The organism is Candidatus Binatia bacterium, from assembly GCA_023150935.1.
Taxonomy (GTDB): Bacteria; Desulfobacterota; Binatia; order HRBIN30; family HRBIN30; genus JAKLJW01.
On the sequence record JAKLJW010000008.1, the window covers coordinates 50,105 to 61,804 of the forward strand.

General features: G+C 69.1%; 8 protein-coding genes. 2 read left to right on the plus strand and 6 right to left on the minus strand.

From position 1 onward, the window contains the following. Positions 1-28: 28 nt before the first annotated feature. Both L6Q96_07240 and L6Q96_07245 read right to left on the minus strand, forming a co-directional pair. A complete protein-coding gene (locus tag L6Q96_07240; GenBank protein MCK6554365.1) occupies positions 29-463 on the minus strand; it encodes an NfeD family protein in 435 nt (144 codons plus the stop codon). Between the two features lie 133 nt (positions 464-596). Continuing rightward, a complete protein-coding gene (locus L6Q96_07245; GenBank protein MCK6554366.1) occupies positions 597-2,294 on the minus strand; it encodes a right-handed parallel beta-helix repeat-containing protein in 1,698 nt (565 codons plus the stop codon). A 255-nt stretch (positions 2,295-2,549) separates the two neighbouring features. Between L6Q96_07245 and L6Q96_07250 the strand changes: the two genes are divergently transcribed. Continuing rightward, positions 2,550-4,112, plus strand: coding sequence for a PQQ-dependent sugar dehydrogenase (locus L6Q96_07250; GenBank protein MCK6554367.1), 1,563 nt, complete (start codon positions 2,550-2,552; stop codon positions 4,110-4,112). Positions 4,113-4,130: 18 nt separating this feature from the next. Here L6Q96_07250 and L6Q96_07255 read toward each other — a convergent pair whose 3' ends face one another. Further along, a complete protein-coding gene (locus tag L6Q96_07255) occupies positions 4,131-5,510 on the minus strand; it encodes a radical SAM protein (protein MCK6554368.1) in 1,380 nt (459 codons plus the stop codon). A 120-nt stretch (positions 5,511-5,630) separates the two neighbouring features. Here L6Q96_07255 and L6Q96_07260 point away from each other — a divergent pair, with 120 nt between their 5' ends. Next, positions 5,631-6,662 carry a hypothetical protein gene (locus L6Q96_07260; GenBank protein ID MCK6554369.1) on the plus strand — a complete coding sequence of 344 codons (1,032 nt, stop codon included), beginning with the start codon at positions 5,631-5,633 and terminating at the stop codon, positions 6,660-6,662. Here L6Q96_07260 and L6Q96_07265 read toward each other — a convergent pair. Genes L6Q96_07265 through L6Q96_07275 form a run of 3 tightly spaced genes read right to left on the minus strand, consistent with a single transcriptional unit; the run spans position 6,659 to position 11,335 of the window. Next, positions 6,659-7,627, minus strand: coding sequence for a glycosyltransferase family 2 protein (locus L6Q96_07265; protein ID MCK6554370.1), 969 nt, complete (start codon positions 7,625-7,627; stop codon positions 6,659-6,661). The two genes, L6Q96_07260 and L6Q96_07265, sit on opposite strands and share 4 nt — an antisense overlap. Next, positions 7,617-10,127, minus strand: a complete 2,511-nt coding sequence (locus tag L6Q96_07270) for a hypothetical protein (protein MCK6554371.1) — start codon at positions 10,125-10,127, stop codon at positions 7,617-7,619. The genes L6Q96_07265 and L6Q96_07270 overlap by 11 nt, the downstream gene beginning before the upstream one ends. An 11-nt stretch (positions 10,128-10,138) precedes the next feature. Continuing rightward, positions 10,139-11,335 carry a DegT/DnrJ/EryC1/StrS aminotransferase family protein gene (locus L6Q96_07275; GenBank protein ID MCK6554372.1) on the minus strand — a complete coding sequence of 399 codons (1,197 nt, stop codon included), beginning with the start codon at positions 11,333-11,335 and terminating at the stop codon, positions 10,139-10,141. Positions 11,336-11,700: the final 365 nt, after the last annotated feature.

Genomic DNA, 11,700 nt, shown 5'->3' on the forward strand with positions numbered 1-11,700 from the left:
CTCGCGTTACGCCCGCCGACAGCGCATCTCATTCGGCACCGACCCACAGCATCAAACCATCGACGCGCCGCACCCGGCAGCGTTGCCCGCGGTGTAGCGGCCCGGTGCCGGCATTGCGCACGGTCCACGTGGTACCGCGCAGCTCGGCTTTGCCCACCGCACCCGGATCGAGGTCGTCGGCCAGCACCGCGACCTCGCCGACGAGGGTTTCCACGCCCACCCCGTGGCCCTGCGCTCCCTGCAGTAACTGCCGCAAGCGGCTCCGTAAGAACACCAGAGAAGAAACCGACAGTGCGGAGAACCACAGGCACTGCGCCCAGAGCGGCCCGCCCGCGCCGAGGGCCACCAGCACCCCGACCGCAACGGCACCGACACCGAAGAACACCACGAAGAAGCCGCCGGGGGTGAGCAGCTCGAGGCCCATCAGAACCAGCCCGGCCAGTATCCAGATCCACCAATCCATGGGTGAGCAGGCGTCTACACCCTGCCCTGCGGCAGGTCAACGCGACCCGCCGCGCAAGCCGTCATCCGCTGCACGACGAAGGCCGCAATCGCGCCTTCGTCGGCTGTGGGGAAGGAGGCTCGGGAATCGTCGATCAACGCGGCATGCGTACGGCCACTTCGCCCTCGACGTGTAACGTGCCCACGTCGACCGCGAGCCGTCCCGGTTCGTCGCGCAACGCCCACAGGTCGGCCGCCGTCGCGGTCAACCAGAAACGCAACCGCCCCCCGCCCAGTGTCGTCCAGCGCAGGCGCACCCGGCGGCCGTCGTCGTCCTCGTAGATCGCCCGCCGCGAACCGTCGACAACCGGCGTTGCGGTGACGTGCACGACACACCCGCCCACACCCCGCAGGTCGAGGGTCAACGAGTCCCGCCGTGGATCGAGATCGGTCCCCACCGGTAATGAGATCTCGCCAACCACCGTCAGCCGGCCGATACCGGAGACGTCCGGACGCCCGACGGCGCGCGCGTCGGCCAGCCGTACCGCGACCGGCACCACCTCGAAGGCCCCCCGGTCCACGCCCCCGCCCAGCGGCCGCGCCACGCCACGCACATCGGCGGGCGGCGATCCCCTGGAGTCGGCACTGTCGATCGCCGCGCTGCCGGCGCCCGGCACACCCGTCGTCGCCTCCAGCAACGGATCGATGGCGAAGGTGCCATCCCCCTGACCGGTCTCCTGCTGCCACCGGCCGTCGTTCACGTCGTTCCCCGAATACAACGCCGACCCGCCAACGCGGGTGAGCTCGATGAGTCGCTCCCTGGCCAGGGGCCTGTGGAAGATGTTGTGACTCTCGATCAGACGCACGCTGGCGTCGGCGACCAACGCCTTTGCGGGTCCGGTGACCACCGAGTTGCGCACCGTCAGCGTGTACGCCCCGCCGGTGGCGCGAATGCCGGTGTCGTTGTCGACCAGCGTACCGTTCAGAATGGTCGCCGCGGCGCCGGCACCGCCGATATTGATTCCCGTGCGCTGCCTTTCGACCACCAGGTTCTCGACCACGCCTCCGGCGGCGAGCTTCACTCCCGAGCACCCGTTGTCGCGTGCCCGGCTCGCGAGCAGCGTCACCGACGCGGTCTGCAGGTCGAAGCCGTCTTCGGAATTCCCGACTGCCTCGCAGCGTTCGAACAGGACGTCGGCCGTCGACTCGTCGGCACTGAAGCCGTCGGCATCTCCGGAGCAGCCGCCGCCGTCGTCGTTGCCGGCAGAGCGCGTGTCGGCCACGCGCACCCGCTGCGCTCCGGCGAAGATGCGCACGCCCGTGCGCGCCAGGCGCTCGATCACGCAGTCGCGCACCGTAACGTCGGTGGCGCCGGCAACCCAGATGCCGGCGTGATTGTCGTACAGGTGGAGCCCGGCCAGTTCGATCTCGCGGGCCCCGGGGCGCACGAACACCGTCTCGGCGAAGCCGGCGCGCAGCGTAAATCCCTCGATGCGCACGTGGGCCGCACCGGGAAGGACATCGAACGCCGACAGACTCGCCCCCGGGTTCGGACTTTCCAGCACGGCGCCGGGAAGGCCTCGGATGACGATCGGCACCCCCGGCGCGCCCGCCACGGCAACCGCGACCGCTTCGCGATAGACGCCGGGCAGCACAACGACATCGTCGCCCGGCAGGGCCGCGCGCACGCCCGCAGCTACGGTGCGAAACGGCGCGCGCTCACTGCCGACGTTGCCGTCGTCGCCCGTCGTCGCCACCACTCGCAGGACCGCTTGTGCCGCGGGCGGAAAGCTGGCGCCGAGCCAGACCACCGCGAGGACCATGAGCACGCGCGCCGTCATCAGCGCGGGCAAGGAGCAACCGACATGCCTGTGCCGGGGACCAAGCCGACGGCTCCTCGTCCGCTTCCCGGCCCCCGCCCGCCGCACCGTCCCCGCCGATTCCGCCGCAACCGTCAAATTCGCGGCTAACTCCCGCGATTTGCGCTATGCACCCTGCCGCGGCGCCGGCTGCGACACCGCGCATGGCGAACGCGCGGCGCGAGAAAATCCTTGGGTCTCGCCGGCGGTGTTGGTAGGGTGCCGGCATCCCTACCGGAGGTACTCTCGATGCGTCGTCCGGCACTCGCCCTCGTCCTGGTTGCTCTCGGCATTGCCTTGCCCGTACTCCCCGCCGGGGCCGCCGAAACCTGCGAACGGGCGGGCGCGTCGTTTCTGGTGTCGATCATCGGCGCCGCCCGGACCTGCCTGACCAAGGACGTGCCGGCGGGGCGTTCCTGCACAAGGCGCAACCGCGGCATGGAGCGGCGCGCCGAACTGGTAACGTCCCTGTGCGCTTCCGGCACGGTCGAACGGCTGACCTGCACCGCCCGCCAGGCGATTCTCGCCGCGGGCCTGCCCTATGCCGCAATGACCGGGACGGGCTTCGGCTACCTGTGCACGACGACGTCGTGCGGCAACGGCGTCACCGAACCGCCCGAGCAGTGTGACGACGCCAATGTGATCGGCGGCGACGGCTGCTCCGCAATCTGCCAACTCGAGGGCGGGGCCTGTACGGACGTCTGCGCCGGCATCGTACCGGTAACCGGCACGTCCATCCGTGCGGAACGGGTTGCCACCGGACTGTCCCAACCGGTGTTCGTGGTCGCGCCGCCGCGCGACACGACGCGAGTGTTCATCGTCGAGAAGACCGGCCGAATACGCATCCTCAAGTTCGGTACGTTGCTCCCGACCGCGTTTCTCGATCTCGCCGCCCTGATTTCCGGAGGCGGCGAGCAAGGCCTACTGGGACTGGCTTTCCACCCGAGCTACGCCGACAACGGACGCTTCTTCGTCAATTACACGGACACCGATGGCGACACCGTCGTGGCCGAGTACCGCGTCTCGGCCAACCCCGACATTGCCGACGCCGGCAGTCAGGAAATCCTGCTGCAGATCGATCAGCCCTTCGACAACCACAACGGCGGTCAGGTGTCGTTCGGTCCGGACGGGTTTCTGTACATCGGCACCGGCGACGGCGGCAGCGGCGGCGATCCAATGGACAACGCCGAGAACATCGACTCGCATCTCGGGAAGCTGCTGCGCATCGACGTCGACAACGGCACCACCTACGTCAGCCCACCGACCAACCCCTTCTTCGGCGCCGTGCCCGGACTGGACGAGATCTGGGCGTACGGGCTGCGCAACCCATGGCGGTTCAGCTTCGATCGCCTCAACGGCGACCTGTATATCGGCGACGTCGGTCAGGGGAGCTGGGAAGAGATCGACTGGCGCCCGGGGAGCAGCACGGGCGGCGAAAACTACGGATGGGACGTGATGGAAGGTTTGCACTGCTTCGAGCCGCCGAGCGCGTGCACGCAGACCGGTCTGACCATGCCCGTTCTCGAGTACGATCACGGGCAAGGATGTTCGGTGACCGGTGGCTACGTCTACCGCGGATGTAAGATGCCCGACCTCGCCGGAACCTACTTCTACGCCGACTACTGCACCGAGTTTGTGCGCACGTTGACCATGTCCGGCGGCGTCGCCACCAACTTGCAGGACCGAACGGCGGAGCTGGAGTCCGGGGGCGTGAGCATCGACGCCATCACCTCATTCGGCGAGGACGCGCGCGGCGAGATCTACATCACCGACCAGGGCGGCGAGGTGTTCAAGATCGTTCCGGGACCGTGACCGGGCGGCCGGCGGTTCTCACGCTTCCTCGCGCTTGCCGCGTTGGCGCTCTTTCCGGAGCAGCAGCTCGGCGCTCACGTCTTTACGGATCGCGCCCTGGCGCCGGAAGAGCACGCCGCTCATGCACTGCAGCGATACCGTGTCGTCGGCGCTGAGGGTGGTGCAGTTGGTGTTGAGCACCACGGGAAGCAAGGCGGCCGGGTAGCGGTCGATCTTGATGGCAAAGAAGGTGGCGGCCGCCAGCTTCAGCAGCGGGGGCAGCAGCCCGATCGAGCGCGGCCGCAGCGATACCGCGCAGGCGGCCATGAAAGTGAACGCGCGAACCGCAAACGGCGAGCGCGCGAAGCGCTCCCAGACGCGCAACGCCGCGCCGAAGCGCCGCATGTTCAGGTAGTGGGTAATCGGCGCCAGGCTGCCGCGGCGGCGCACGAAGATCATGATCTGCGTGTACAGGCAAAGTCGCACGCCCATAAGGTTGAGCGCTGCCAGCATCATCTTTTGCAGCTCGAACCAGTCCCCGCGGTCGCCCGACCCGTAGCGCCGGTGCAGTACGTCCATCATCTCGTCGGGCATGATCATCATCGACGAGTCCATCCCCCGCCCCTCGCCGACCCACGCGAAGCCGTTGACCGATAGCTCCCTTACGAACGGCTTGTCCCGGGCGAACTCGATCGCCTCGACCAGCAGGTCCTCGTTGACGCCGCGAAAAATCGTCGGCGAAAGGACGGTGGCGATTCCCAGTTCGCCGAGATTCTGCAAGGCTTTCAACTTCAACGAATAGAACGCGTCGTCGTATGCGCCCAGCGTCGAGTCGGAGCCAAGCGACTCGATCGACACCCGGACCTCGTTCAACTTCGCCGCCGCCATGCGATCGCAATAGTCGCGGCGGGCGAACTGTATGCCGTTGGTTGCCAACTGCGTTGTCAGACCGAGCGCGTGGGCCTCGCGGAAGAAGTCCTCGGCGTTGGGATGCAGGGTGGCCTCCCCGCCCGACAGGGTCAGCTTGTCCTTCCCGAAGCGCCGCAGAATGCCGCGCAAATCGTCGAGCGACATGGTCTCGAACCATGGCGACTCGACTTCGGTCTGACAGAACGCGCAGTTCATCTGGCAGCGCGGCGTCGACAACACCCAGTAGTTCGTGATCCGCCCGCTCGGCGCCCGGCCGTTGCCGAGCACCTCGAAGAAGAAGCGCTCCAGATCGCGGTACAGGGGGCCGTTGGCCGAAAGCAGGAAATCCCGCGGACCGTGTTCCGGACAGGTCCGGCACAGCAACGCCTTGCCGTCCACTTCCCGTATCGTTCCGTCGAGCGGGCGAACGCAGACCGGACAGACCGTCCGCGTCTGCCGCGGGGCGGCGCCGGCGCCGGCCGGTGCGTTGGAAACGAAGCTCGATGCCACGATGAGGCGATGCTGGCACTTTCTCGGGCGGGGAACAAACTCTTCCGGCGAGGTGTCGATTCGGAGTACGCTGGGGATCGTGGATCTCTGGCAACCTCGCCGCTGGTGGCGCGTGCGACCATGAACATATCTGTCGCCCTTGTCGACGGGACGGCCTTGGACGAGGTCCTGAACCGGCTCTTGCCCGCGGAAACGGAGCTGCCTTACGCCAACTTCGCTCCGATCGCGGCGCGCCCGGGCGCCATCGTCGAACTGCATCGCGGGCGTTGGCTTGCCGCCGGCGAGCGCATCGAGGTGCTGGCCGCCTATGCAGGCGACCGCCCTCTCGGGGCGGTGCGCATCGAACATCGGCCCTTCGAGTCGGATCACTTCGGCTTACGCATGGCGCGCATCGACCAACCCATCGCCGTCAATGACTGCGTTGCACGCCGGACCGTGCTGCGCGAGCTGTACGCCGCGGCATTCGACAGCTTGCGTGGGCGCGGGTACCGGCACGTCAGCTCCAGAGCCTCGGCGAACGACAGCGCCGCGTCATGGGTCCTGCAGGAGCTGGGGGCGTTTCACGTCGACACGCAGGTGTCGTGGATGAGTTCTCTCGACGGTCCCGCGCCGGCGGACAATCTGGCTCCGGGCCTGACGGTCGAAATCCTGGACAAGCCCGCCCTGCGACGGCTCGACCGGGAATCCTGGCGTCAGGTGGTGGAGTGGACCGCGCAGGCCTTCGAGCGCGGCCCGTTGGTGTTCGACCACACGCTGCCGCGCGACCGCGCCGCCGGCGTGTACGGGGTCTGGGCCGAGCGCGCCATGTGCGGCGATTGGGCCGACGCGGTTTGTGTGGTGCGCGACGGGAGCAAGATCGTGGCGTTCGGCTCCATGCTGCTTTTGGCAGACGTTTCCGCGCACGGAGGGGTTCGCGTGTGCGGTCGCGGTCTCGCCGCGACGCTGCCGAAGTATCGCGGCCTGTTCACCGCCATTCATCGCGAACTCATCGTGCGCAAGCCGCTCGGCGCCCAGTTCGCCGAGACCGACACCCAGGTGACCAATCTGGGTAGCGTCAACGTCTGCGTCAAACTCGGGTTCCGGTGCTTACGAGTCACCTCGACGTTCAGTCGCCGGCTCGACCAGGCCGCCGCCGGCACGGAGACTGGTTAAGAGTCTCGGGGTGACTCGCCGGCCCGGGCCCGGGTGCTGCCGTTTCGCGGTCCCTGCCGCACGACGTACGCGGGTTCGGCGCCGGCGACGAGGCGATACACGCGACCCAGGTACAGGCCCAGCATGCCGCCCGCGAAGAACACGGCACCGGTCAGCACCAGCGTGAGGGCGGCGGCGGGGATGACCCAGCCCGCGCCATCCAGGATGGCCCACAGGATCAGCATCGCCACGCCGGCCACAGTGCAGAGGGCCCCCGCCGCGCCCATGAGAGCGAGGGGCAGGGTGGTGAACGCGGTGATGAGGTCGAAGTTGATGCGCAGCAGCTTGAGCAGCGAGTACTTCGACGTGCCGAAGCGGCGGGGTTCGTGCCGGACAGTCACCTCGGTTACCGAGTGCCCCAGCCAGAGCGCCAGCGGGAAAAAGGGCTTACCGGGCGCCCAGGCGCGCCGCGTCGTCTCCAGCGCATCGCGACGGTAGGCTTTGAAGTTACCGCCGTAGTCCTCGATCTCGACTCCCGTCAGTCGGCACGCGAGCCAATGGATCGCCCGCGAACCGAGCCAGCGGAGGAGGCCCTCGTACCGACTGCCGCGCCGCGCGGTGGCAACGGCCGCGCCCGCCTCGATGGCGTCGAGCAGGCGCGGGATCTCTTCGGGTGGATTCTGCAGATCGCCGTCGAGGGTCACTGTCACCGCCCCGATCGCGGCAAAGAGCCCGCAGGCTAGAGCGGCGGCCTGCCCGAAGTTGCGGGTGAGCTCGAAGACGCGCACCCGCGCGTCTTGCGCCTCGATGGCGCGCAACAGCGCGACCGTTCCGTCACGGCTGCCGTCGTCGACGAAGATCAGCTCGAAAGTCTCGCCGCGCGCCGCTAACGCCGCGCTCGTGCGGTCAGCCAACTCCTTGACCGTATGGACGTCGTCGTAAACCGCGACGACGACCGAGATGGCAGGGGTTGTCTCAAGAGTCATCGCGTGCCGATTCCGCTGCGGCCAGATAGCGCGCGGCGGTTTCACCCAGTACCTCGGCGAGCGCCGCATCTCCCCGCGCAAGTGCGGCTGCCTTGCCGCGCTGCGCAGCCTCGGCCGCGGCGCTCCAGCGACGGTCCGCCGCGTACGCCGCCGCCAGAGTGGCGAGTGTGCCCGGATCCGCGAACCGGGTGGTCTGGCAGGCCCGCTCCGCCCAGTGCACCGCCTCCTCGGTCAGTCCCGGCGCCCGGCCGTCGAGCAGGGCTCGCGCCGTTGCCTCGAAGAGCGCCGTTTGCGCGAAGTTCCGCCGCACCGCCGTGCGCAACTCCTTCCGGGCTGCGTCGGGCTCCCCGCGCGTTTCGAGCTCTCGCGCCTCGGCCAGCACTGCCCCCGCCCAGGTCGCTTCCGTCTCGAGCCGCGCGCGGCATCCCACCTCGACCCATTCCCGATCGGGCAGCGCCGGAACCCACCCGGGACCGGTGGGACGCGCCACGAACGCGCGTGAGAACCCCGCCCGGTCCGTGAGCACGTACACTGCGGCCGCCGGCCACTCGCGACATATCGCTTGCCGGACGAGCGCGTCTTCTTCGAGGGCCGGGTTCCAGACAATCAGTTCGGCCTCGCCCCCATTCGCTCCCGCCTGCCGCGGCGGACTTCCGTCGAACGGCCGCACCGACACCGGGTGCCGCACGAGGTCCGCGGCAAACTCGTTCAGGTACCAGTACGGAAAGCCGCGCGGATTCGGATGGTCGAGGAAGAGCACGCCACCCGGTACGGCGGCCGCCCCCAATGCCCGTAGAGAAACACTCACCCACGACGCCGGTAAGGTGTGGGGGACGACGCGGTCGAAAACGAAGCTCCCGCCAGCCGCGACTCCCAGGGCGGCGAGGGCGGCGGCGACCGTCGCGGTCCACCCCTGAAGACGGAGCCAGCGTTGCAACGTCGTCCATCCGACCCCCGCCAGCAACGCCATCGGCACGGTCATCGCCACCAGTCGTATCACGGAGATCCGATCCTGACTCGACAGAACCGCGGGCCCGGCGCCCAGAACCAACGTGCCCAGGAGCAGGCGTGCCGGCCACCCGCGGGTGAGAGCGCCGAGGGCCATGACGGCACCGACCACGGCGAGGGCCGTGCCGACGGGATCGAAAAGCGCGTCGCCGATCTTCCGCAGCGGGGTGCGAGCCACCGCTACGGGGGACAGCGCGGCGGCAAGTACGATGTCCCACGGTCGGGGGCTGGCGGCTTCCACCACGTACTCGGACCGTCGCGGCGAGATCTGGCCGAAGGCCGCCGTTTCGTGCCCGGCCCACTGGGCCCGGCCTTGCGAGTACGTGGCAGCTACCGACCGCAGGTTGCCGAAGTCGGTGCGGCCCGTGACTGCGCCGGCAAAGAACAGGAGTATCGCGGTGAGCACGACCTGGAGCCGCTGCGGGCGCGGCCACGCACGGCAACACATCAGCCCGGCAACCATCACTGCGAGCGCAACCAGGTTTGCCGTGTGCAGGGTCACCCCGATGCCGGCGAGCCCGCCAAGGCCGACCAAAGCCGCTGCGGACTGCCGCAGGCGGACCGCCGCGAAGAGGCCGATCAGCCCGGCGACGACCAGCGGGAAGAAGAAGAAGGGCAGCGGCGTCAGGACCAGAGCCAGCACGTAAGGCGAGAACAACAATGCCGCGGCCGCGACGGCGGCGGCGCCGAGGCCGAAAAGACGGCCCGCGATCCATCCGACGAGCAACCCGCACACCGGGAACCAGATCAGGTGGGCCGCCTGAGCGACGCGGCCGGCGAGATCGATCCCCACCGTGCGTAACAGCGGCGCCCCTTGCAAGATGAAGTGATACGCCCCGGCGCCCGTCATTACTCGATCGGTGAGGAGGTTGTAATCGGGCTGCGTTACCTGAGAGAGGAACCGGATCCCCACCCAGGTGTCGGCGAGGTCGGCGGCGTCCGGCGACCGCCACATCGACGGCCCGCGCACGGCGAGCCAACCGACAGCCACCAACGCGGCGACGGCCACACTGCCGGCCGTCCGCAGGCGGCGCGGCCGCGGCCGGGTGACCAGCACGAGGGGTGGCACCGCAAGACCCGCCACGTAAAGGAGCTGTCCCGCACGGCCGAACCTGTCCGCCCACAGACCCGCGACTGCCAGCAGGCCGGCGACCGCGAGGGCCACCCGTACGCGCCAGGTCGCCGCACGATCGGCGGGCGTCACCATCCGCAGACGCTCGTCGCACAGTGGGTTTGCCGATGGCGGAACCAGCCCGAGCAGCAGCAAGCCGGCGGCCGCGAGGCAGCCGAGCCGCCCGACGACCCACCACCCGGGCACGCCCGGGAAGAGCCGGTCCAGCAGCGTCGCACCCGGGGCGATGGGAACGATCGGTTGGCCCGGCGGCGGGACGAACAACGGCAGGCAGTACGCCGCAAGCAGCGCCAGTACCAGCCAGGGGCCGGCCCGGACCGCAAGGCGTTGCGGCGGCGGGTTTCCCGTCGGCGTGTGCATCGATCGGTGCATCAGGCGCTGAAGTGTTGGACCAGACGCAGAAGCGCCTCGATGACGTCGTCCTGGTCGGCGTCGGTCATGGCCGGATGCAGCGGCAACGACAGCAACCGTCGCGACGCATCGGCCGCCACGGGCACTGCCTCCGGCGGCGTACCCAGCACCGCGCGGAAATGCCGGTGCAGGGGCAGAGCACGGAAGTGCACGCCGACGCCGATATTTTCGGCCAGTAATCCGCGCAGCACTTCGTCCCGATCGATGCGCAGTCGCTCGAGATCGAGCAATACCGGGAACAGGTGCGCGGCGGTCTCGGCGCCGCCGGGGCCGACGACCGGTCGAACGGCGGGGACCAGTGCCAGGCGTTCCCGGTATCGCGCATCGAGCGCCCGGCGGCGCGCCAGCAGTACCGGCAAACGCTCGAGCTGGGCAAGACCGATCGCCGCCTGCAAGTCCGTCAGGTTGTACTTCCAACCGAGCGAGACGGCTTCCCAGTGGGCGAAGTTCGTCCCCCGGCGTTGGCTCGCATCGAGGTCGATACCGTGCAGGCGTTCCCGCCGCAGCCGCGCGACCAGGGCGGCGCGCTCGGTGGCGATCATGCCGCCCTCGCCGGTGGTGATGCTCTTCGTCGGATAGAAGCTGAAGACCGCGGCGTCGCCAAGCGTTCCGACGGCGCGCCCGTCGAGAGTGGCGCCAAGCGCGTGTGCCGCATCTTCGATCGCGAACGCGCCTTGCGCCCGGGCCAACGCCAGCAACGGAGGCATCGTGCACGGCCACCCGGCATAGTGCACCGCAACTACGGCACGCGTGCGCGCTGTCCAGGCCGCCGCGACGGCAACGGGGTCGAGCGTCAGGCGGTCGGGGAGGACATCGGCAAGCACCGGCCGCGCTCCGGCGTGCAGGATTGCGTTCGCGGTTGCGGCGAAGGTCATCGGTGACGTGATGACATCGTCACCGGGTCCGAGCGCGAAAGCCCGCAGAGTCAAGTGCAACCCGGCAGTGCACGACGCCACCGCAACGGCGCGCTCGGCCCCGATGGTCGCGGCGAAGCGGTTCTCGAACTCCGCCGTGCGCGGGCCGGTTCCCAGCCAACCCGAGCGCAGTACGTCGATGACGGCGGCCTCCTCGGCCGCGCCCAGCACCGGGCGCGACAGCGGCAAGAACGTCGTGCGAACGGGCGTTCCGCCGGCGATCGCCGGTCGCTCCGCGCTCATCTCGTTTCCGGTATCCGGCCGGTGCGGCGACTGCGGTCAACCACCGATGTCACACCGGCCCTGCGAATTGCGCTGTGTATGCAAACCGCTCGCGTTGCCCTCAAGAAGGCCGAACCAGGCGCCGGACAGCCGCCCGAGTCGCCGGACGTTGCACCTTCTCGATTCATTGCGCCGACGTCGCAAGTTCATTGCACCGGGACGCGGAGCATACCGAATGCGTGTCGCCGAGGGCAAGGAACCGGGGGCCGTAAGCCCGGCGGTATGCGCAGGGGCTAGTGGAAAACACCGGCCGCTGCATGCTAGCCATCGTACCCGATGCGCGCGTGGGTTCGCAAAATTCTTCGCCGGCAGGTACCCGCAGAGAG

Bases quoted from the DNA above. Each gene is read 5' to 3' on its own strand.
- L6Q96_07250 (MCK6554367.1), top strand. From the start codon at position 2,550: ATGCGTCGTCCGGCACTCGCCCTCGTCCTGGTTGCTCTCGGCATTGCC.
- L6Q96_07275 (MCK6554372.1), bottom strand. From the start codon at position 11,335: ATGAGCGCGGAGCGACCGGCGATCGCCGGCGGAACGCCCGTTCGCACG.
- L6Q96_07240 (MCK6554365.1), bottom strand. From the start codon at position 463: ATGGATTGGTGGATCTGGATACTGGCCGGGCTGGTTCTGATGGGCCTC.
- L6Q96_07260 (MCK6554369.1), top strand. From the start codon at position 5,631: ATGAACATATCTGTCGCCCTTGTCGACGGGACGGCCTTGGACGAGGTC.
- L6Q96_07265 (MCK6554370.1), bottom strand. From the start codon at position 7,627: ATGACTCTTGAGACAACCCCTGCCATCTCGGTCGTCGTCGCGGTTTAC.
- L6Q96_07270 (MCK6554371.1), bottom strand. From the start codon at position 10,127: ATGCACACGCCGACGGGAAACCCGCCGCCGCAACGCCTTGCGGTCCGG.